Raw genomic sequence first — 23,582 nt, 5'->3', positions numbered from 1 at the left:
TGACTTTATGGGACTTGCTCAACTGATCCAAGAAAAATATCACGCGTTGACGAAATCCGAGAAACGGATTGCGGATTACTTGCTGGAAAACAAAGAACAAGCCGTGTACCAGACAATGAAGGATGTAACCGAAGCGGTAAAAGTAGGGGATGCCACGCTGATCCGCTTTTCCCAGAAAATCGGTTTCAATGGCTTTTCCGATTTGAAAATCGCCATCGCCAAAGAGGAATTCACCAGTCAGTATGAAGGCGATAATGAGCATCAATTTTACGACCGTATTTTGGAGAACCAAATCAAAGTTTTGGAGTCGACCCGGCAGCTGCTCGATTCGGAAGTGGTCCTGCAGGCGATCGAAGCCATCACCAAAGCAAAGCGGATATACATCATCGGAGTTGGTTCGAGTGGCTTGTCGGCAGCTTCATTGGAAAAGATGTTGCTCCGGGTAGGGGTTCATGCGAACCATATCGTTGATCCGCACTTTCAGGCTCATGCCTTAGCATTGCTGGGACCGGAAGATCTCGTGATCTGTTTCTCTTTGAGCGGCCGCACCAAGGACATCCACGATTCTTTGAAAATAGCCAAAGAAAACCATACGCCTATCATTGCCATCACCAATTTCAAATCCTCGCCTATTGCTGAAATGGGGGACATTGTCCTGCAGACCGCCAATGAGGAATTTTTTGATGGCGGATCGCTGGCCGGAAAAATTTCGCAATTGTACATTTCCGAGACGCTGGTGCGGGGGTACGAAATAAAAAATAAAATCAAAACGGTCGAATTACGGGAGAAGGTATTGCGTTCCATTATTGATAAAATATTGGATTGATTTTGCAGCTGTATTATCCGCTCGTTCCTGCCGCATGCGGTGGGGACGCGTTATTTCTGCACGAACGAAAGGGAATGGACTATTATGCTGGTTTCTTGAAAAGGAATTTATTAGTGCAGAATAGTTGCGCATAAATATGCTATACTGAAAGGGAAAATGCTGGTAGGCAAGCGATTGTTCGGTATCTTGATCATAGAACGAGTCGTAGGAGGATGATTATGGGGGAAGAGAAGCAAACGGACATAAAGAAGCCGAAAAGTCCGATAAACAAAGACATCATGAACATCGCCTGGCCGGTTTTGATCGAACTGGTTTTGAGTTCACTTTTCGGGATGATCAACATGATGATGTTGGGAAATATCCCAGATCACGCCTATGCCGCGGCGGCCGTTTCTGCGGTGGGGGTTACCAATCAACCGCTATTCTTGGGGCTCTCGGTGGTGCAGGCGCTGAATGTCGGCGGGACAGCCTTGATTGCCCGCTATTTCGGATCCGGAAAACATGACCGGATGGAGAACGTCATGAAGCACGTGATGATCGTCAGTATGATCCTCTCCGTGCCATTGGCCGCCTTGGCCTTTATCTATTCGGACCAAATCATGGCTTTCATGGGCGCTATGCCGGATACGATCGCAGTCGGGCGCGGTTATTTCCGGATCATCTGCATCAGCTATCTGTTCCAGTCCTTCAACTTCAGCATCACCGGTTCCTTGCGCGGAATCGGCGAGACCCAAATTCCGATGGGCGTGAACTTGCGCGCAAACTTCCTGAACGTCGTCGGGAATGCCTTATTGATCTACGGGTTGTTCGGCATTCCCGAATTGGGCATCGTCGGTGCCGCTACCTCGACGATCATCGCCAATGCGGTGGCAAGCCTCTTGCTGGTCCGCTACCTGCGTTCCGGCAAAAGCAAATTGAATTTTTCGTTTAAACATAAATTCCAGTTTTCGCTGAAGACGATGAAGAACCTGGCCAGAATCGGCTTCCCTTCGGCAATGGAACAATTAGTATTGCGTGCCGGACTCATCCTGTTCATCCAGATCGTCTCCGGCTTGGGTACCGTCGTCTTTGCCGCCCATAATATCGGGATGAACATCCTTTCCCTGTCCTTCACCTTGGGGCAGGCGTTCGGGATTGCCGCATCGTCCTTGGTCGGGCGCTCTTTGGGTGCCGATGACGCGGACCTCGCCGAAAAGTATGCGACCAATACGAGCAGAATAGGGACCGTGTTCGGAACGCTGCTGGGCATCGGCTTCTTCTTCGGGGCGGAGTTCATCGTCAGCCTCTATTCCAATGACCCGGAAATCATCCGCAATGGGGCCATTGCCCTCCGGGTCGCCGCCATTACACAACCCTTCCAGTCGCATCAGCTGATTGTCGCGGGATCATTGCGCGGGGCAGGGGACACCGTTTTTCCACTGATCTCCACTTTCGTCGGGATTCTGCTCATCCGCGTCCTGGCCGCCACTTTCTTCGTGAACGTCTTAGGATTGGGCCTGTTGGGGGCCTGGCTGGCTGTCATGTTGGACCAAGTCATCCGCTGGCTTTTGATCGCCATGCGTTTCAAGTCTGGAAAATGGAAAAAAGTGAGGATAGCCTGATGAATCGGCCGAAGACAGTCATGCGACCTATCGTGTGGCTGTCTTTTATTCTGGAAACATTTTCTGCGTATTGTTTTCTCGGAAAAGTGTTATACTTAAGGTGATGAAACGCTTACATACGATAGCCGAAAATAAAAATGAACGTTGTAAAGGAAGGATGAGGAATATGAACGGACAACTGATATTGATCCGGCACGGAAAAGCGGTGGAGGGGACACCTGAGGGGGATGATTTCAGCCGGAAATTGACGGATGCAGGCAAGAAGGAACTGGCAGGCTTTCTGGCGGACATCGCCCCTTTGCTGACGGAAACCGCCAACTTGAAGATTTGGACGAGTCCGTTGCTGCGGGCTCGCGAGACGGCCGAGCTGGTTGCCGAGGCGACCGGGGTGAAGGAAATCGAAGAGAAGGATTTTCTCGCAACGGGAGTATTTGCCGCCTTTCTGGAGGCGCTGAAACAGGAAGAAGATGGCTTCACGGTGGCGCTCGTCGGGCATGAACCGTATATGGGCATGTGGACCAATGAGTTGATCGGCGCGCCGATCCCGTTCAAGAAGGGCGCTGCAGCCTTCTTCACGGTGAATCTGGACGAGGAGCCGATCGGCAAACTGGAATGGCTGCTGGCTCCGGGTGAGACACTCAAATGTACGCAGGAACAAGCAGATGGTAAAAGGAACCGAACGAACCCTTTTTCAGAGAGCGACGAAGATAGCCACAAGAAGGATGCTGAAGAGACGATGTATGAAGCCATCATCACGGAACAGATGGCGGGCGTCCAGCACGCCTATGCTGCCTATCAGCAAAATCCGGTCGACCCTGAGTCCGCCCATGACCTACGCGTATCTATCCGCCAACTGCGGGCGCTGCTGAATTTCAACAAGTCGAACGGCGACGAAGGCTATTACCGGGAAGCGAGCGAGGATTGGCGGGACATCGCGACCACGTTCGGCTACTTGCGCGAGTTGGATGTCCTGATGGGAGAATGCCGCCAACTGTGGGGGCTTTATCCGGAAATGTTGGCCGAAGATGCACAGGTGATGACCTGGCTGAAAGAAGAAAGGCAAGCCGAACAGGACAGCATCGCACTTTTGATCAAGAGCGGAGCTTTGACCGAGCGGATTCTGGATGCGGAGGCCGCAACCGAACAATTGCTGCAGTCCATCCAGTTGAACGACAGGCAACAAAAGAAGGCGACCATCAAGAAATTGGAAAAAATGGAGAAACGGCTGCTGCGCAAGTGGGAAGAGGTGGATTTCACTAACCATGAAGAGACCCATAGCCTGCGCATCAATGCCAAGAAATTGCGCTACGCCGCCACCTACCTTGCGCCGATCGTCGGCGAGAAGGATAAAGAGATCATCAAGGAAATGAAGAAGATGCAGACCTCCTTGGGAACGCTCTGTGACCTGCAAATCAATGGCCATCTCCTTCTGGAAATGGCGGAAAAGACCGATGATCCGGAACTCCGGAGCAATTTCAGGAAACTGAGCGAGCATCAATTCGAACGCAGAGAGGCGCTCCTGAACCAAGAAGAAGATTAGACACAACAAAATGCACCCGCGTCGATTGTTAATACATTCAGCGCGGGTGCATTTTTCTTTTTTTGGGGGGCATCTTTGCAGCGGCAGTGGCTTGCGAACAGCGCTCCCGTCACATTAGCGGCAACGGAGTAATCTCTCGTAGAGGCCATTGAAATAGGTGGGCGGGACTTGCCGGATTAAAAAAATCCAGCTTCAAAAAGACAACCGATGCATTTCGAACAATATATAATTGTATGATGCTCGTTCAGAATAAAAAAAGAGGAGATGCAAAAAAGTGCATCTATACTTATTTTGATTACTCTGCTATCATGATAAAAGGATTGTAAGTGTATACAAAAAGGAGCGTGATAACATGGCAACAATGAAAGATGTCGCTGCACTGGCTAATGTCGGTGTCGGAACAGTATCCCGCGTCCTGAACGACTCCGGTGCTGTGAAGGAATCGACCCGCCGAAAAGTGCAAGCAGCAATGAAGGAATTGAACTATATTCCTAACGCATATGCCCGTGGCCTGAAGATGAACAAGACATACACGGTCGCTTTGATCATCCCCACAATATGGCATCCGTTCTTTTCGGAATTCGCCTACTATGTGGAAAGGAATCTGTCGGAACACAAGTTCAAGATGCTGTTATGCAATTCAGATGTCAGCAATGAAAAGGAATTGGAATATATCCAGATGGTTCAGGAAAACAAGGTAGATGGCATCATCGGCATCACCTACTCGGATTTGGATAATTTCGTTTCTTCCCATTTGCCGTTTGTGACGATTGACCGCCATTTCAAAGAGGAGACGGTTTGTGTCACCTCAGATAACTTCCAGGCAGGTCAGTTAGCGGTAGAAAAATTGGTTGAAAAAGGCTGCCGGAAATTGGGTTATATCGGAACGCATTCCCGCTTCCCCAGCGAAACGACCAAAAGAAGGGCCGGCTTTGTGGAGCAGGCCGAACGGATGAACATCCCTTATGCCATCTATGATGAGATGGATCCTGTTTTGGATCTTCTTGCAGGCATCAAAACGTTTTTTGAAAAACATCCAGATGTAGATGGGGTATTCGCGCATACCGATTTTATCGCATTAGATATACTGGAAGTCTTGGATGCAATGGAACGGCATGTACCGGAGGAAATTCAGATCATCGGTTGTGATGGCATCAAAATGGAAGCGGGGCGCCGACAGATTGTGTCGACCATCCGTCAGCCAGTCGACCTGATGGCGCAGGCGGCAGTCAAAAAAATAATCGAGCTGATCGATGGGGAGGCTGTCAAAGAGAAAATAACGTTACCTGTGACGTATATTGAAGGCCCAACGACAAAAAATAATTGCGTAAAATAAATATGTTTTTGGTATTGACAGAAAACGGTTACTGGATTATTATAAACCTACATCAAAAACATATTTTTTTGGAGTGAATTGGAAACGTTTCAATTATGAGAGAAAGACGTTTCCAAATTTTTTAGGAACGAATTGGAAACGTTTCAATTTTTGAGGAGGAGAATGGATAGCTATGAAAAAGGTCCAAAATGGCATACCACGAAAAGTGACACAAACGAAATGGGAGTTCGTCAAGCAACACCGGATGCTTTACTACATGCTAGCCCCGGGGTTATTACTCACCCTGATTTTCAAATACTTTCCCATGTACGGGATTTTGTTGGCCTTCAAGGACTACAATCCCTTGCAGGGAATCATGGGAAGCAAATGGGTCGGTATCGAGAATTTTGTGCAGTTCATCGATTCGCCCAATTTCTCCGTCTTGTTGGAGAATACACTGAAAATCAGCATATTCGGCTTGGTTCTGGGATTTTTTCCGCCGATTATCCTGGCCTTGTCACTGAACCACCTTGTCAGCACAAAATGGAAAAAAAGGTTCCAACTGATCCTTTACGCACCGAATTTCATTTCATTGGTAATCATCGTCGGGATGCTGTTCATGTTCCTGGCAGCGGACGGCCCCATCAATGGATTTGTGCAACGGTTGACCGGATCGCCGATCATGTTCATGACCGATCCGAATTATTTCCGGACACTCTACATCTTCTCCGGAATCTGGCAAGGGATGGGTTGGGCCTCGGTCCTATACACCGCCACACTTGCGAATGTCAGCCAGGATTTGGTTGATGCAGCTCATATGGATGGCGCCAATATCTTGTACCGTATTTGGTACATCGATCTCCCGGCACTCCGTCCCATCATGGTCATCCAGTTCATCCTGTCCGTAGGGGGCATCATGAATGTTGGGTACGAAAAAGCCTTCCTGATGCAGACATCGATGAACTTGCCCGTTTCGGAAATCATCTCGACCTACGTGTATAAAGTCGGGTTGCAGATGGGTGATTATGGCTATTCCACTGCTGTCGGATTATTCAACACCGTCATTAACGTCATCTTGTTGCTGATCGTGAATACGATTGCGAACAAGGTCGGCAGTGATGATGCCGCATTATAGAGAGGAGGATAAAAATGATAACCCTAACAAAATTTGATCGTCGTATTCTGGTTCTTAACCGCATCCTGATAGGCTTCTTGGTATTGATCACCTTATCGCCATTGCTGTACGTGCTCATCGCCTCCTTTATGGACCCCCTGGTTCTCCGTTCACAGGGGTTGAGCCTGAACCCAGCCAACTGGAGCATCGAAGGCTATAAAAGGGTGTTCCAGGATCCCGCCATCGTCCGCGGTTTCCTGAATTCCATCTTTTACTCAACCACATACAGTGCTTTGACCGTAGGCATATCGATTCTGACGGCCTATCCCCTGTCGAAGAAGAAGTTCGTAGGGAAAAGACCAATCACAATCTTCTTGATCATCACGATGTTCGTCGGAGGGGGCTTGGTTCCGACTTACTTATTGGTGAAGAACCTGGGCATGCTGAACACCGTCTGGGCCATCATCCTTCCGGGGTCGATCAATGTCTGGAACATCATCTTGGCACGAACCTATTTCCAACAAATGCCGGATGAACTGGAGGAAGCAGCCATCATCGACGGGGCCAATGAAATTCAAATCTTCTTTAAAATCATGTTGCCATTGGCAAAACCAATCATCTTTGTTTTGTTCCTGTACGCGTTCGTTGGCCAATGGAATTCCTATTTCGATGCCATGATCTACCTGAAGGATGCAGATCTGCAGCCGCTGCAGTTGGTGCTACGGAAAATACTTATCCAAAATCAACCGCAACAGGACATGATTGGATCAGCTACACAGATGGCCGAAATGGCACAGCTGGCAGAGCTGATCAAATATTCCACGATCGTCATCTCGAGCCTGCCGCTTCTTGTGATGTATCCGTTCTTCCAGAAATATTTCGACAAAGGCATGATGGCAGGCTCGCTCAAAGGATAGGAAACAAAAAATAACATATATAGAGGAGAAAAAGAGAATGAAAATGAAAGTGAAATTCATCGGTTCGGCCTTACTATCAACAGCGACTATCTTGACTTTGGCGGCATGCGGTTCCTCATCCGGCAGCGCATCGTCACCAGACTACAAATTGACGGACACCACGTTGCCATTAGAAAAAACAGTAACCTTGAAGATGACCACCTCCAGTTCCCCCTTGGCACCGGCGGATCCAAACGAAAAATTGATTTTCCAACGCTTGGAGAAGCAGTCGGGTGTTCACATCGACTGGACCAACTATTCTTCTGATTATATAGAAAAGCGCAACCTTGACATCTCGAGCGGTGACTTGCCTGATGCGATGTGGAATGCCGGAGCAAGTGACTACGACCTTCTTTCCTGGGCGGATAACGGCATCATCATCCCGCTGGAGGATCAGATCAATAAAAATATGCCGAACTTCAAAAAAGTATTGGACGAAAACCCAGAATATTTGGCTATGATAACCGCGCCGGATGGACACATCTACTCCTTGCCGTGGATCGAAGAATTGGGACAGGGTAAAGAATCCATCCATACGGTCAATGACATCCCTTGGATCAATGTTGACTGGTTGAACGCACTGGGCTTGAAGATGCCTGAGACGACCGATGAGCTGATGGCTGTGCTGGAAGCCTTCAAGACACAGGACCCGAATGGCAATGGGAAAGCGGATGAAATCCCGATTTCCTTCGTCAATAATGGCGGAAACGAAGACATGAAATTCCTCTTTGGGGCATTCGGCATCGGCGACAATGATGATCATCTGGTGGTGAACGACGATGGCACCGTTGACTTCACAGCGGATAACCCAGAGTACAAAGCCGGAGTGGAATATTTCAATCAAATGTACAGCAAAAATCTCATCGATGTCGAAGCCTTTGAACAAGACTTTAATGCCTATATCGCAAAAGGGAAAGAACAATTATACGGTGTGTACTTCACTTGGGATAAAGCTAATGTATCCGGATCCAATGATTCCTACCAACCACTTCCGGCTTTAAAAGGACCCAACGGCGAAAAACACGTCACGCGTACCAATGGATTCGGCTTCAGCCGAGATCGTTTCGTCATCACGAGCGCAAATAAAAACGTAGAGTTGACGGCTAAATGGGTCGATCAGATGTATGCGCCGCTCCAATCGGTACAGAACAACTGGGGAACCTATGGCGATGAAACCCAACAGAACATCTTCGAATATGTAGATGCCACCAAATCGTTGAAACATCTGCCTTTGGAAGGGACAGCGCCAGGAGAATTGCGCCAAAAGACAGAAGCAGGCGGGCCGTTAGCCATTTTGGATGAGTACTACGGAACCGTAACCACGATGCCGGATGATGCAAAATGGCGTTTGGACCTCTTCAAAGAAACGTATCTTGCTGATGTTCACAACCAATTCAACTATCCAAAAGTATTCCTGTCCCTGGATCAAGCAGATAGAATCGCGAAGATCGAAGCCGACTTATTGCCGTTCGTCAACCGGAAACGGGCAGAATGGATCGCAAACGGAAAGATTGCGGAAGAGTGGGATGCTTACACAGCAGAGCTGAACCGCCTAGGCTTACAAGAATGGCTGCAAATCAAACAACAAGCGTATGATACCTACAATTCAAACGTCAAATAAATACGACGATGATGCAAGCGATCAGAGTCAGAAATGAGGATAGCGTGGACAGACAACAGACCGAAATATCACATTCTATAGAGCGGGCCAATCGGTACATCGAAGAAAACAGGGCGGCGGTAGCCCCCCTTTACCGCAATCATTACCATGCCGTGCCCCCGATAGGCTGGATGAACGACCCGAACGGTTTCATCCAGTATCAAGGAGCTTACCATCTTTTTTACCAATTTCATCCCTATGATGCAAAATGGGGCCCAATGCATTGGGGTCACATGAAGTCAACGGATCTGACCCACTGGGAAGACTTGCCGGTTGCGCTGGCCCCTGACCAAGCCTACGACCGTTTCGGCTGCTTCTCCGGCAGCGCCATCGAAAAAGACGGCAAGCTGTATCTGCTTTATACCGGCGTGACGGAGGCCGATGAAGCGGGCATCCATTACCAGGTTCAGTGCCTCGCCGTTTCGGAAGACGGCGTCCATTTTGAAAAAGTGCAGCACAACCCTGTCATTCCAGCCGCAGCTTTGCCTGAGGGTGCCTCGCCGATCGATTTCAGGGATCCGAAACTATTCGAGCACGACGGCATGTTCTATGCCGTCATCGCCTCGAAGACGGAGGAGGGTACCGGACAAGTGCTTCTTTACGAGTCCGCTGATCTCTTGGACTGGCGGTTCTCTTCCGTCTTTCTGAAGGGGACGAAAGAGCAGGGAATCATGTGGGAATGCCCGGATTTCTTCACCCTTGACGGAAAAGATTGCCTCATTTTTTCTCCGATGCAATGGCCGGAGGAAGGGAACGACTACCAGAATCTGAATGCCTCGCTTTTGGCAATCGGAAAGGTGGATTGGGCCACCAACCAATTCCATCCAGAGAGTTTCCAGGAATTGGACCACGGATTGGACTACTATGCTCCGCAAAGCCTGGAAGACGATCTAGGAAGAAGGATCTGCATCGCTTGGATGCAAAATTGGGGCCGGAATTTTCCTACCGATGAGTTAGGGCACGGCTGGACTGGCTCCATGACCATTCCCAGACAATTGAAGCTGGAAGACGGCAAACTGAAGCAGTATCCGATCGCTGCAAGCTTAACCGAAGGAGAATCTCCGGAAACCATTGGGGCTTTCTATTTGGAGGACGGGGTCGCTGTTCTGCCCGGAATCGAGGGTGAACGGGGACTGTTGCAGTTGAAAATAGATGTATCCGCCGTTGAACGGATGGAAATCCGCCTGCGCGAGAATGAGCAGGAAAGCACGTTGGTATTTTATGACCGCATGATGAACGAATTGGGAATCGACCGCTCCAAGAGCGGAATCATGATCAACGGTGAAGAGGCGACGCCGCTAAGCTGCCGGAAAGTCGCCCTCCCGACAATGGTCCAGTGGCTGCTCCTGGATATCTTTTTGGACAGCTCTTCCATCGAGGTGTTCGAAGGGAATGGGGATGCGGTCCTGTCGACGAACGTCTATCCGACGGAACCCGCGTCTGGCATCTCTTTCCGGTGCAGCGGCAAAGCAGTCATCGAACAGGCGGCATTCATGCCGATTGCCTGATTGGCATGTAAAACAATCATAAAGAATTGTCACAAAGGAGATCAATATGCGGAACGTATTTACTATCGGAGAATTGCTCATCGATTTTTTCCCCAGCGAAACAGGGGTAGCTTTGAAGGCGGTAGCGGGCTTCACCAAACAACCCGGCGGGGCCCCGGCTAATGTGGCCGTCACGGTCAGCCGCTTAGGCGGTAAGGCAAGCTTCATCGGGAAGGTGGGACAGGATGCTTTCGGAGAATACCTGACCGACGTGCTCAAAGAAAACCAGGTGGACACCAGCCACCTTTATACGACAACAGAGGCGAACACAGCGCTGGCGTTTGTGTCGCTTCAAGATAATGGCGAACGGGAATTCAGTTTCTACCGCCATCCGAGTGCCGACATGCTGCTGGATAAGGAAGAGGTGAAGGGAATTGACTTTCCCGCTGACGCCATCCTGCATTTCTGCTCCGTGGATCTGATCGAAGCGCCCGTCAAATATGCCCACATAGCTGTGCTTGAAAAAGTGAAAGCAGCAGGCGGCACGATCGTCTTCGATCCGAACGTCCGCCTGAATCTATGGCCGGATGCGGAAAAACTGAAGCAAACAATCCAAGACTTCATTCCGTATGCGGACGTCTTAAAAGTCAGCGACGATGAATTGGCCTTCATCACCGGGAAGGAAAGCGAAGCGGAAGGGGTAAAAACCTTGCTGCAGAATGGACTGGAACTCCTGATTTTGACGAAGGGAGGGGCTGGGGCGGACCTCTATTTCAAAGGCGAAAAGATTTCTGTCAGCGGGAAACGGGTGGATACGGTCGACACGACCGGTGCAGGCGATTCCTTCATCGGAGCTTTCCTCTATCAATTCGCGCAGGTGGATAAGATAACGGACTGCACGCTGGATGAAATCCGCCGAATGGGTGAATTCGCCAATCGCGTGGCCGCATTGGTGACGACCAAACATGGCGGCATCAGCGCCATCCCTACCTTGCAGGAAGTGCAGGATTTTATAGGTTGAAGAACAAAAAGGACCTTTTGGAACGGACACGCTCGCGTGCCGTCCAAAAGGTCCTTTTCTATTTTTTCAGCAATCAGTATGCTTCGGTTGGAACATTCCAGACGGCTGGATAGCGGCATTAGCTCGCGGACCCCTACACAGATTGTTACGCTATGGAGCAGATGGAGTCTGTGGAACTGCGAACAGCATACACAGCGCCAACGATGGCCAAAAAAACAGAGCTGCGTCTGCAACTCTGTTTTCTGGATCAGTGTGTTCAGCTGTTCAAGATTCTCATGAATGCTTCACCGGTGATGGTTTCTTCGATCAACAGGTGGTGGGACAATTCATGCAGCTTGTCGATGTTTTCGCTCAGGAGGATTCCCGCTTTTTCGTGGGCTTTCTTGATGATGTCCAATACTTCTTGGTCGACGCGTTCGGCCATGCCGGCGGATACATTGCTTGAAGTATCGCCGCCCAAATATTTATTGGTTTGCGTTTCGATCTGCATCATGTCGAAGGTATCGCTCATCCCGTAACGGGTGATCATCGCGCGGGCAATCTTGGTCATTTGCTCGATATCGTTCGAAGCGCCGGTTGTGATGTTGCCGAAGATGATTTCCTCGGCGGCGCGTCCGCCTGCAAACGTCACGATCTTGTTGAAGAGCTCCTCTTTGTTCATCAAGGATTTTTCGCCTTCCTCGATCTGCATCGTGTACCCTAAAGCACCGGAAGTGCGCGGGATGATGGTGATTTTGTGGACCGGCGCAGAGTTGGTTTGTTTTGCGGCAACCAAGGCATGTCCGATTTCATGATAAGAAACGATTTCCTTTTCTTTCGGTGAAATGACGGCATTTTTACGTTGGTAACCGGCAATGACGGTTTCAACCGATTCTTCCAGATCGCTTTGGTTCACAGCGGTGCGGCCCTCGCGGACGGCACGGAGACCGCCTTCGTTGATGATGTTGGCCAATTCGGCACCGGATGCGCCGGAAGTGGCGCGGGCAATCGTATTGTAATCGATATTCGGATCCATTTTATAGTTTTTCGCATGTACTTTCAGGATGGCTTCACGGCCAGCCAAGTCGGGCAACTCTACCGGTACGCGGCGGTCAAAACGACCCGGACGAAGCAGGGCGGCATCCAAAGATTCCGGACGGTTGGTCGCGGCCAAGATGATGACCCCTTTATTTTCCTCGAAACCATCCATTTCAGCCAACAATTGGTTAAGGGTCTGTTCCCGTTCGTCGTTCCCGCCGCCGTAGCCGCCGTTGTCACGTTTCTTCCCGATTGTATCGATTTCATCGATGAACACGATACAAGGGGCCTTTTCGTTTGCTTCCTTGAAGAGATCACGCACTTTTGCGGCTCCGCGGCCGACAAACATTTCCACGAATTCAGAACCGGAAATGCTGAAGAACGGAACGTTTGCTTCACCGGCAACAGCTTGGGCCAGCAAAGTCTTACCGGTTCCGGGAGGTCCGACCAATAGGACGCCTTTCGGATTTTTCGCACCGATAGCTTGGTACTTCTGTGGTTGATGCAAGTAGTCGACGACCTCGCTCAAAGCCTCTTTGGCTTCATCCTGTCCGGCAACGTCGCTGAATTTCTTGCCGTCGCCAGCCTTCACATAGACCTTAGCGTTGGATTTTCCGAAGGAGAGGGCGCCGCCACCGGCACCGCCGCCCATTTTTTTAGCCAATTGTTTGCCCAACAGGCTGCCGAGGACCCAGAAAATCAGCAGCGGGAAGACCCAAGTAAGCAACAGGGTCATGATTGGGGAAGCTTCCGTCGGGATGTCTTTGCTGAAGGTCACATTAGCAGCCTCCAAACGGGTGACCAGCGTAGGGTCTTCGACGATACCGGTGACGAATACGTTTTTCTTGCCGTTCGCATCGGCCGCCACAAAGGTGATCTTTGAGGCTTCCAATTTCACTTCCGACACGTCGCCTTTTTTGACTTCGGTTAGGAATTCGCTGTAGGTCACTTCCTTGGTGGCGGGGGTCAAGTAGCTTGGGAAAATAAAGTAGTTCAGGAACATGACGATCCCTACAATCACAAGCAGGTAATAGGCTGTCGTCTTGCGGTTGTTTGGATCGGTCGGATTCAGGTTCACATTCCACTTTTGTTTGGATTTATTTTTTTTGTTGTTCTTGTCGTTTGCCATTTAAATTGATCAATCCTTTCGTTATTGGTCGTTCATTTTTCTTAACAGCAACTGCAATTCTTTCAAGCCAGTTGTGATTTTTTCGAGCTGTTCCTCGGAGACGCAATCTAAAAACAAGCAGTATTTGTCGTGCATGTCTGCATCCATTTGTTGGAGGACGCGTTTGCCGTCCGGGGAGATTTTCAGGGCAATGTAGCGCTCATCATCAAGCCGGCGTTGCCGGGTGAGGAAGCCACGTTGCTCCATCTTTTTGCAGAGAGTGGATACGTTGCCGTTGTTCATTTCCAGGACTTTGGACAAGCGGCTCAGCGAGATCTCCTCCGCCGCATTGATTTCCATCAACAGCCGCAATTGCAAAGGTGTCATATTGTGCGCCTTCGCGATCGGACAAATCACGATATCCTTCGAATCCTGGATGGTCCGCAGCAGATCCCATAATTCTTTCTTTAGAAAATCAATTTTCATAGCGGCCTCCTTTGCGTAGGGGATAGTTGTGATGTAAAACTATTTTATTCCAAAACTGTTTTACTGGCAAGGGGAAAGCCCTTTCTTAACCAAAACGTAAGAATTGGGAAAACCTTCGGAAAGAGGGCCCAACCCTAATATAGTGGGAACATGTGAAGAATTGATGAAGGGCGGTTAAAGAAAAAGATAAGCGCTTCGCAAGCAGCTTTTTTGCGAGGGGACCGTAGATTATTTGCGGAATGGTCAAAAAAAGCCCAGGGCGTGCCCCGGACCAGATGTCATTTATTATGTGTCTGAAATTTATGCTACGGAAAATCAGTCATCTTCACGATAATTTTCATAAAACAGGCGGAACCGGCTCAAAGCCTCCGACAGCAAGGAGGAACTTGTGGCGATGTTCAGGCGGACATAGTTTTCGAAGTCCGCCACGAAACGGCTGCCGGTCTCAATCAAGACGCCCGTCTCCTGCGCCAATGCGACGACAAAACGATCGACATCGGAAACCTTGTCCAGCCGCAACCAGACGAGATAACCGGCATCGGGGCGCATCCAATGCAGTTCCAGTCCCTCCAACTGTTCTTCCAGAAGCTGCATATTCTCTTTCAGATAGCCCAGCAGCTGTGTATGCCAGTCTTTGCCGTATTGATAGGCGGAGGAAATGAATTGCATGCCCGCCCGATTGATTGTGATGTGGAAGCGATCCAACTCCTGTTGGAAGGCTTTGCGCAGCTTCCCGTCGCGGATGATGACATAGGATGCGGTCAGCCCGGATAAATTGAAGGTTTTATTGGGCGAACTGCAGACGATGATGTTTGCATACTCGTCCATGAGAGCGATCAAGGAAACGAATTTTTTCGGGGAAAGGTTCAACTCGCCGTGGATTTCGTCCGACAGAATCGTGACGCCGTAACGTTTGCAGAGCTGCACTAAGGCAGCCAGTTCGCCGTTGGACCAGATCCTTCCGGATGGGTTATGCGGATTGCAGAAGAGCAGCGTCTTTATTTCGCCGTCCGCTAACAGCTTTTCCAAGGATTCAAAATCGATCTTGTAGCACGCTTCGTTGTTGATAAGCGGCAGCGTCACGATGCCGCCGAAATGGGCAGCCACATCCTTGAAGACGCCGTAGACGGGCGTGAACATCAAAATGGGCCGGTTTTGGCTGACCAGATGGGCTGCGGAATGGATGGACGCAATCGTGCCGTTAGCGGGGATGATCCATTCCTTTTCGATCGGCGTATCTAGTTTGTCGCGGTACCAGGATTGGATATTTTCGTAAAAGGCAGCCGGCGCATCGAAGTAACCGAAATCGCCGCCCGCGACGAAAGCGTTGAATGCCTCCTGGACAGCGTCAGCTTGTCTGAAGTCGGTGTCCGCTATGAAGAGCGGGTAAATATCCTCACGGTCGGTTTGGAACCGGTGCTGGATATACGCTTTGTTCCATTTTTTGGAGCCGTTGTTCCTTCTGTCTAACAATTCATCAAAAATAGTCAAAATCATCATCTCTCTTTCTGATTTTTGTGACGAGATCGTTTCTTTGCTGCTTCCAGTATAGCCCAAAGCAAAGGCGATTGTCAGTCTAGCGATAGGAAATATACTATGGCATCTCAGACGTTTCCGCTGGAGCGGATGGTCAGGGGTGTGCTGCTCGCGTTTTTCCAGTATAATGAGTTTCAAAAAGACAAGAAGGAAGTTGCACATATGCGGGCATATAAATGGATCGCTTCCCCGATCGGGAAGTATATTTTGGCTGAGAACGGAGAAGGCATCACTTTTCTGGAACATGCCGAAAGGGAGCTGGATGAAAGACTGAAAAAAGAAATGGCTTCTATGGAAGAAAAGGACACGCCGTTGCTGCTGGAAGCGGATCGGCAACTGCAGGAATACTTCCGCGGAAAAAGGCAAACGTTTGATCTGCCGCTGGCTGCACAAGGGACGCCTTTCCAAATGAAAGTCTGGGAAGCGCTCAGGCAAGTGCCTTACGGGGAGACGAGAAGCTACAAGGAAATCGCCGCAGCCGTCGACAATCCGAAAGGGATGCGTGCCATCGGGATGGCCAACAACCGCAACCCGATTGCCATCATCACCCCATGCCACCGCGTCATCGGCACCAACGGCAAGCTCGTCGGTTATGCAGGCGGACTGGCATTGAAGGGATACTTATTGGACCTCGAAGCGAAGGCCGTGAAAGAAAAGGAATGAGAATGCATAAAAGATAATAAACACTAAAAAAACACCTTATCAATTAGAATCGATATTCTCAATGACGTAATGTTTCTAGAGTGTAATTTTTGCAGTGAAGGATAGGGACGATGCGCTTGCAATAAAGCTAATGGAACGCCGTTCGGTGAAGCGCGGATAACCGGAAAAACGATAAGAGGGACCGGAATCATTGATTCCGGTCCCTCTTTCTGTATCCGATGATATGGGGGGAGGTGGGAATGAAGCGCAACTGGAAAGCCAAAAGCTGGGGATATATTGCGAAGGCAGGCAGTTATATTACGACACAATTATTTTTGATTATACAAAGAAAAATAATTGTTAATTATAACGGTTATAATCATAATCAAAACCTATGATTTTGATAAAGATGATTGATTGGATAACTGGATGTTTGGAATCTATACTTCAAATATCAAGTTGAACAATGAACAAACACAGGAACTGCAGTCCGTGTTCATTGCTCATTCGAATGAAGCAACAGAATGGAAAAAATTTTTTTGCGGATGAATGAAAACGGAAACATTTGGAGGTTCGATATGTTAAAAGAATTACAATGCAGCATCTTTCGAGGCGGAACAAGCAAAGGCGTGTTCATTAAGGAAGAAGAACTACCGGAAAACAAAGAGGAACGCGATCAAATCTTGTTGAGGATCATGGGGAGCCCGGATGAACGCCAAATTGACGGATTGGGCGGAGCGGTTTCGACAACGAGTAAAGTGGCGATCATTTCAAAAGAATCGGAAAATGATTGGGATGTCAATTACACTTTTGCGCAAGTTCAAATCGATAAACCGTTTGTATCCTATGCAGGGAACTGCGGCAATATTTCTTCAGCCGTCGGAGTCTTCGCCCTGGAAAATAAAATGGTTGGAATTACCTCGCCCATCACGACTGTCAGGGTATACAACACAAATACAAAAAAAATGATCCACGAACATATCCCAACTCCGAACGGAGAAATTACATATGAAGGTGATTTTGCCATCTCGGGTGTTCCTGGAACAGGTTCAAAAATCGAATTGGAATTTTTGAATCCGGAAGGCTCCTTTACCGGAAAATTATTGCCGACCGGTCAAACGAAAGATGTGCTTTCAATCGAAGGCTTCGGCGATATCGCAGTTTCCATCGTGGATGCGGCCAATCCGCTCGTCTACATCAAGGCGGAGGATATTGGCTTCACGGGAACGGAGAGCGCAAGCGACATTGATGCAAAACCGGAAAATTTGGAATTGTTGGAAAAAATCCGTGGCGAAGCGGCGGTGAAAATGGGTTTGATCAACGTTTGGCAAGAGGGGGCCACCGTAACTCCTGGCGTTCCGAAAATGACGATCATCGCATCTGCACAAGATTACACGACCGATAGCGGCAAAGAGATAGCGGCATCCGATTATAATCTTTCCATGCGGATGATGAGCATGCAAAAGGCGCATAAAACCATCGCTTTGACAGGTGCTCTCTGTACGGCAGCTGCTTGTGCCATCCCGGGAACGATTCCCAACGAAGTGTTGGGCAATGAAAACGTGAAAAATGAGATTGTCCTAGGACATAGCGATGGCACGATTTCTGTAGCGATGAAATACAAAAATGAAGATGGGAAAATTAAAATCGAGTCCGTATCCAGTCACCGGACGGCAAGAAAAATCATGACGGGTACCGTCTATTACAAAGGATAGAAATAATAGTATGAATAAGGAGTGTTAAAATGTTAGCTTTATTGGGTTATGCAATGATCGTTACCTTTATGATTTTACTATTGGCAAAGAAAATGTCACCTTTTGCAGCATTGATTTTAGTTCCCGTTGTTTTTGGGCTAGGGGCCGCATTTGTGACCGGAACACCACTTTTAGAAGTGTTTGATTGGATTTTTGGTGGCTTGTATTATACGGTTGATGCGGACAAAAAACTTATCGGTAAAGGTGTAGCGGCAACGATTACGTTATTGCTGTTCGCCATCCTGTTCTTCTCCGTTATGTTGGACGTCGGTCTGTTCGACCCATTGGCTACGAAGATGATCAAATGGGCAAAAGGCGATCCAATGAAGATCTGCGTCGCTACGGGTATCATCTCCTTGATCGTGTCACTGGATGGTGACGGGACAACGACTGTATTGATCGTAACAACAGCGGTTCTGACGCTGTTCAAGAAAATGAAGATGAACCAGCTATACTTGGCGGTAATCATCGGATTCTGCAACTCGGTAATGAACTTAGTGCCTTGGAGTGGCCCGATGGCTCGTGCGATGCCGGTGTTGAACTTGACACCGAAAGAATTCTTCGTACCCGTTATCCCAGGTATGATCGGCGCAGGTATTTTAGCCATGTATATGTGCTACTTCTATGGTAAAAAAGAGCGCGCTCGTCTGGGCTACGTTAAAGGTACCGGCATCATCCATGACAGCGATTTGGAACACATCATTAAAGAAATCAATGAAAAAGACGCTTATTTGAAACGTCCCAAATTGATTTGGTTCAACTTTTTCCTTACCGTAGCGATCATGGTGATGCTGATTATGGACGTCATCAATGGCGGTATCCTATTCTTGCTTGGGACAGCCATTGCATTACTGGTCAACTACAAAGATTTGGGTCTGCAATCTTCACGTCTGATTGCAAATGGCGGAGAAGCATTAGGCCCAGTAAGTTTGGTTTATGGTGCGGGCATCATCATGGGTGTTCTGAACGGCAGCGGCATGAGCACGGCGATTGCACAACAAATGGCTGGCATGATCCCCGAAAGTTTAGGTGGCTATATCCCATTCTTCCTCGCTTTGATTTCTTTGCCGGGTTTGTTCTTCTTGCCGAACGACGCTTTCTACTTCGGTATCCTGCCGGTATTGGCACCGATTGCTTATCAATACGGTGCAACACCGACTGAAATCGGGGTCGCTTCCATGATGGGTCAAGCCATCCGTTTTGCAAGTCCGTTAGTAGCCTTCCTTTATGTTTTGGTGAACAGAACAGAAGTCAGTTTTGGCGACTACTCAAAAGAATATCTGAAATGGGGACTGCCAAGCTTTGCGATTCAAACAATCATCGCAATCCTGATTGGCGCAATTCCACTGCCATTCCTTTTCCATTGATCGTTAAACAACTTCTTTGCATAACGCAATCAACGTTTTGATGTAGGGGGGCAAGGTGCGGCCTTTCCGATAGGCGACAATCATATCCGCATAATGCGGCTGGCCCTCTATGGAAAAGAAGCGGGGAGCATTCCCGAATTTGAGGTGGCGGATATGGGTCTCATTTACGAAAGAGACGCCATATCCCGTTACCGTCAAATTGACAGCCGTTTCGATATTCCGCGTATGGATGACCTGTCTTGGTGTGAAGGCAAGCTCCGTGAAAATCGTTTCTGCAATCTGTCCGGTGCGTTGATCCGGAAAATGCAGGATAAAACGATCCTTTTCAAACAGGCGCAGATCAATGGCGGGATAGTTGCTGTGCGGATTCGCTTTGCCCTCATGGATGCAGGGATGGTTGGCTGGCACGGCTAAAAGGATTTCTTCGGTTTTGATGACCTCGTAATCCAGATGCAAAGCATGGTGCGGCTTGTTCATTATGGCGATGTCGGCTTCGCCGTTGTTGATTTTTTCCTCAACGACTTTGGATGATTCCTCCAACAATTCGACGGTGATGTTCGGATAGATTTCGTTGAATTTCGGCAAGATTTCGGGCGCCAGGTAAGAACCGCGCATAAAAGGGATGGAGACACGAAGGCGGCCGATTTTGTTGTCCAGAATGGTTGCGGCTTCATCATAGAAGTCATCGCGGATGCGCAGTATTTCGCTTCCCGCAGCCAAAAAACGCTCGCCGAGAAAAGTCAATTCGAATTTTTTTCCGATTTGGTTGAAGACGGAAAAACCCAAGCGGGTATTCATATTTTTCAGATACATGCTCAAAGATGGTTGTGAAATGTACAAAGTTTCGGCAGCTTTTGTTAAACTTTTGCATTCGTGGATCGCCTTGATGTATTCGATATCTTTCATTTCCATATGATCACCCCTATTATAAGTTTTGCTTACTATAAAAATAAAATATATGTATTTTATTTATGGATATTATAGGACTAAGATGGGGATAAGTAAATACATGATAAATAAAAATAGGAGTGTCACTATGAATAACAAACAAAAAGCAGCAAAAAACATCACTATTAACGGGAAAGACTACATCTACTATGACTTGAAATCATTGGAAAATGAGCAAGTCGCCATTGCGAAGCTGCCTTATTCCATCCGCGTCTTGTTGGAAAACCTACTGAGACAAGAAGATGGAAAAATTATCAGCGCGCATCATGTGGCAGCTTTAGCAAATTGGAAACCCGTCAATGAAACGAAAGTGGAAGTTCCCTTCAAACCATCGCGCGTTATCTTGCAAGATTTGACTGGTGGGGCGGCAATCGTCGACCTGGCAGCCTTGCGTTACGTAACCGACAAATTAGGCAAAGATTCGGCCATCATCAATCCTGACATCCCAGTTGATATGGTCATCGACCATTCCGTCCAAGTTGACTATTCAGGCTTCAATGATGCCTTCCGAATGAATGCGGAAATTGAATTTGACCGCAACAGAGAACGGTATGAGTTCTTTAACTGGGCGGAAAAATCGTTCGATTCCTTCAACGTAGTGCCTCCTGCAACGGGGATCGTCCATCAAGTAAACTTGGAATATCTTGCCGATGTGGTGAAAGCGGCGACCGTGAACGGGGAAGAAACATTATATCCGGACACATTGGTAGGAACAGACTCGCATACGACCATGATCAATGCTTTGGGCGTCCTTGGCTGGGGTGTTGGCGGTATCGAAGCGGAAGCAGGCATGCTGGGGCAACCTTGCTATCTGCAGACGCCGGATGTTGTCGGAGTTCGCTTTACCGGTAAATTACAAAATGGCGCCACCGCAACAGACTTAGCCTTAAAAATGACGCAAGTGTTGCGCGAGCAAAAAGTAGTCGGGAAATTCGTTGAATATTTTGGTGAGGGGTTAAAAAATCTGACGATTGCGGACAGATCCGTCATCGCCAATATGGCGCCTGAATACGGTGCGACTTGCGGATTCTTCCCGGTCGACGCCGAAACCTTGGATTACTTGCGATTCACCGGCAGAGAAGACGCGAAAGTGAATCTGATCGAAGCTTATGTAAAAGCAAATAACCTGTTCTACAATGATGAAATCGAACCGAATTACTCAGAATTGATCGAAATCGATTTGGCGACGATAGAGCCGAGTCTGGCAGGCCCGAAAAGACCGCAAGACTTAGTGAAATTGTCCAATGTCAGTAAGGAATTCGTGGAAGCGTATGCTGCACCGATGGGCAATCAAGGCTACGGGCTGGATGCCGCTGATATCGACAACAAAGTGACGATCACTTATGAAGATGGCTATCAAGAAGAGTTGGAAAATGGGGCTGTGTCCATTGCGGCCATCACAAGCTGCACCAACACAAGCAATCCGTACCTTATGCTGAGCGCGGCTTTATTGGCCAAGAACGCAGTAGAAAAAGGGTTATCAGTCAAACGCTATGTGAAAACATCCATGTCACCAGGATCGAAAGTGACAGCGCGCTATTATGAAAAATCGGGCTTATTGCCTTACTTGGAAGCGTTAGGCTTCAACATCATCGGCTATGGCTGCATGACGTGTGTAGGGAACTCTGGCCCATTAAGACCGGAAGTCAGTGAAGCCGCAAAAGAAGGGAACATTCTTCTTTCCGCAGTATTGAGCGGGAACCGTAACTTTGAAGGCCGCATCCACGCGGAAGTGAAAGCGGGCTACCTGGCCGCACCGCACTTGGTCATCGCGTATGCTTTAGCCGGAAACGTGAAAGTGAACCTTGCTACGGATCCGATCGGGACAGATAAAGAAGGGAACTCAGTATATTTAAAAGACATTTTACCGAGCAATGAAGAGGTTCAAAAAGTCGTAAATGAAAGTGTGCTTGCCGATATGTTCAAGGAAGAATACCGTTCCGTGTTTGATTCCAATGATTTGTGGAATCAAATTGAATCCGCAGACAAAGCGGTATACGATTGGGATGAGGATTCCACTTACATCGCAAACCCGCCTTACTTCGATAACTTCCAAATGGAAACAGAGCCGATTCAAGCTCTGAAGGGGATGCGCGTCTTAGGCAAATTCCAAGACTCGATCACAACCGACCATATTTCACCGGTCGGAGCGATTGCGATGAAATCGCCGGCAGGGAAATACTTGATGGAACACGGCGTAAAACCAAAAGACTTCAACTCATACGGCAGCCGCAGAGGGCATCATGAAGTGATGATGCGCGGAACATTCTCGAATATCCGTTTGCGGAACGCTTTGGCCGATGGATTGGAAGGCGGCTATACAAAATACATTCCGACCGGTGAGATCATGCCGATTTTCGATGCAAGCGTAAAATATAAAGAGGATGGCACCGGTTTGGTCATCCTTGCCGGAGATGATTACGGCATGGGCTCTTCCCGTGACTGGGCTGCTAAAGGCGCCAGACTGCTGGGCGTCGATGCCGTCATCGCGAAAAGTTTTGAAAGAATCCACCGCTCGAACCTGATCATGATGGGCACGCTACCGTTGGAATTCCTCAAAGGTGAGGATGCAGATACGTTAGGCCTGACAGGATTGGAAGAATACGCCATCGCCATCACAGACGACGTGAAACCGGATGAAGTGATCACGGTGACGGCGAAAGCGGCAGACGGAACGGAAAAAACATTCCAGGCAACCGCCAGATTGGATTCTGACATCGAAATCGAATATTACCGCAACAAAGGTATTCTGCCGATGGTGCTCAGAAACAAGATCAAATAAGCTTTTTTTACTATGATTCTCCGCGTTGAACGCTAAAATAGATTGAAGCTGGCCTCCGACTCCGGCTTCAATTTATTTTATAACATGCAAAAGAGGCTGGGACATAACTAGCTGAAATGAATTAAAAAAGGTTCCAATCACCGAATTTTGGTGGTTGGAACCTTTTTTCGAGGGCCAAGGTGCAGATTCCCTCCCAAGGAGGGCTGTCTGAACAGCGTATTTCCTCATGTTCACTGCCATAAGCGCAAATCCCAAGTCATTGCGCACCTTCTCCTTTCCTCTGACCGAGAATCGAGTGAAGCACAAATTAGCCTTCAAGAATCCGAACACTGGTTCTACATCGATCTTCCGTTTTCCGTAGATCGCGCCAGTCTTTTCATCCGAAAGCAAATCTTTAATTATTTTTTTCTGTTGTTCCCACT

The 23,582-nt window shown here is 48.4% G+C and carries 17 protein-coding genes and 1 pseudogene; 13 read left to right on the top strand and 5 right to left on the bottom strand.

From position 1 onward, the window contains the following. The first annotated feature begins 7 nt into the window (after positions 1-7). From BM101_RS11915 to BM101_RS11875, 9 genes are all read left to right on the top strand, one after another. Positions 8-826, top strand: coding sequence for a MurR/RpiR family transcriptional regulator (locus tag BM101_RS11915; RefSeq protein WP_087032177.1), 819 nt, complete (start codon positions 8-10; stop codon positions 824-826). Between the two features lie 218 nt (positions 827-1,044). Then, complete coding sequence (locus BM101_RS11910; protein WP_087032176.1) at positions 1,045-2,427, top strand: MATE family efflux transporter; 1,383 nt, start codon at positions 1,045-1,047, stop codon at positions 2,425-2,427. Positions 2,428-2,593: 166 nt separating this feature from the next. After that, on the top strand, positions 2,594-3,967 hold the full coding sequence (locus BM101_RS11905) for a CHAD domain-containing protein (protein WP_177194506.1): 1,374 nt from the start codon (positions 2,594-2,596) through the stop codon (positions 3,965-3,967). Between the two features lie 352 nt (positions 3,968-4,319). Next, the gene (locus BM101_RS11900; protein ID WP_087032171.1) at positions 4,320-5,303 is read left to right on the top strand and encodes a LacI family DNA-binding transcriptional regulator; all 984 of its coding nucleotides are present in this window, start codon (positions 4,320-4,322) and stop codon (positions 5,301-5,303) included. 172 nt (positions 5,304-5,475) lie between these two features. After that, on the top strand, positions 5,476-6,417 hold the full coding sequence (locus tag BM101_RS11895) for an ABC transporter permease (protein WP_087032169.1): 942 nt from the start codon (positions 5,476-5,478) through the stop codon (positions 6,415-6,417). A gap of 14 nt (positions 6,418-6,431) precedes the next feature. Further along, complete coding sequence (locus BM101_RS11890) at positions 6,432-7,313, top strand: carbohydrate ABC transporter permease (RefSeq protein ID WP_087032167.1); 882 nt, start codon at positions 6,432-6,434, stop codon at positions 7,311-7,313. A 43-nt stretch (positions 7,314-7,356) separates the two neighbouring features. Further along, complete coding sequence (locus BM101_RS11885) at positions 7,357-8,973, top strand: ABC transporter substrate-binding protein (RefSeq protein ID WP_087033001.1); 1,617 nt, start codon at positions 7,357-7,359, stop codon at positions 8,971-8,973. Between the two features lie 44 nt (positions 8,974-9,017). After that, entirely contained in the window at positions 9,018-10,520 is a 1,503-nt protein-coding gene (locus BM101_RS11880; protein ID WP_245825671.1) for a glycoside hydrolase family 32 protein, read from the top strand. A 46-nt stretch (positions 10,521-10,566) separates the two neighbouring features. Continuing rightward, positions 10,567-11,520, top strand: coding sequence for a carbohydrate kinase family protein (locus BM101_RS11875; protein ID WP_087032165.1), 954 nt, complete (start codon positions 10,567-10,569; stop codon positions 11,518-11,520). 256 nt (positions 11,521-11,776) lie between these two features. On the opposite strand, the gene ftsH is transcribed toward BM101_RS11875, so the two are convergent. From ftsH to BM101_RS11860, 3 genes are all read right to left on the bottom strand, one after another. Next, positions 11,777-13,666, bottom strand: coding sequence for an ATP-dependent zinc metalloprotease FtsH (ftsH, locus tag BM101_RS11870; protein ID WP_087032163.1), 1,890 nt, complete (start codon positions 13,664-13,666; stop codon positions 11,777-11,779). Between the two features lie 21 nt (positions 13,667-13,687). Further along, positions 13,688-14,131 (bottom strand): MarR family winged helix-turn-helix transcriptional regulator, encoded by a 444-nt coding sequence (locus BM101_RS11865; RefSeq protein ID WP_087032159.1) that lies wholly within the window; start codon positions 14,129-14,131, stop codon positions 13,688-13,690. Between the two features lie 315 nt (positions 14,132-14,446). Beyond that, positions 14,447-15,628, bottom strand: coding sequence for a MalY/PatB family protein (locus tag BM101_RS11860; RefSeq protein WP_179193086.1), 1,182 nt, complete (start codon positions 15,626-15,628; stop codon positions 14,447-14,449). Positions 15,629-15,727: 99 nt separating this feature from the next. On the opposite strand from BM101_RS11860, the gene BM101_RS11855 reads away from it, so the two are divergent. The 3 genes from BM101_RS11855 (at position 15,728) to BM101_RS11845 (ending at position 19,430) form a co-directional block, all read left to right on the top strand. After that, on the top strand, positions 15,728-16,330 hold the full coding sequence (locus BM101_RS11855; RefSeq protein ID WP_245825668.1) for a methylated-DNA--[protein]-cysteine S-methyltransferase: 603 nt from the start codon (positions 15,728-15,730) through the stop codon (positions 16,328-16,330). A 557-nt stretch (positions 16,331-16,887) separates the two neighbouring features. After that, a complete protein-coding gene (locus tag BM101_RS11850) occupies positions 16,888-18,024 on the top strand; it encodes a 2-methylaconitate cis-trans isomerase PrpF family protein (protein ID WP_087032998.1) in 1,137 nt (378 codons plus the stop codon). Between the two features lie 29 nt (positions 18,025-18,053). Then, positions 18,054-19,430 carry a CitMHS family transporter gene (locus BM101_RS11845; protein WP_087032152.1) on the top strand — a complete coding sequence of 459 codons (1,377 nt, stop codon included), beginning with the start codon at positions 18,054-18,056 and terminating at the stop codon, positions 19,428-19,430. 3 nt (positions 19,431-19,433) lie between these two features. On the opposite strand, the gene BM101_RS11840 is transcribed toward BM101_RS11845, so the two are convergent. After that, positions 19,434-20,342, bottom strand: coding sequence for a LysR family transcriptional regulator (locus BM101_RS11840; protein WP_087032150.1), 909 nt, complete (start codon positions 20,340-20,342; stop codon positions 19,434-19,436). Positions 20,343-20,466: 124 nt separating this feature from the next. On the opposite strand from BM101_RS11840, the gene acnA reads away from it, so the two are divergent. Continuing rightward, positions 20,467-23,160 carry an aconitate hydratase AcnA gene (acnA, locus tag BM101_RS11835; protein WP_087032148.1) on the top strand — a complete coding sequence of 898 codons (2,694 nt, stop codon included), beginning with the start codon at positions 20,467-20,469 and terminating at the stop codon, positions 23,158-23,160. Positions 23,161-23,379: 219 nt separating this feature from the next. Here the strand turns inward: acnA and BM101_RS14615 are convergent. Beyond that, positions 23,380-23,582 (bottom strand): annotated as a pseudogene (locus BM101_RS14615) (transposase); the annotation flags it as partial.

Source organism: Trichococcus palustris (assembly GCF_900114465.1).
Lineage (GTDB): Bacteria > Bacillota > Bacilli > Lactobacillales > Aerococcaceae > Trichococcus > Trichococcus palustris.
Note: the sequence above shows the minus strand (reverse complement) of the source record. Positions and strands in the feature narration are given on the sequence as shown.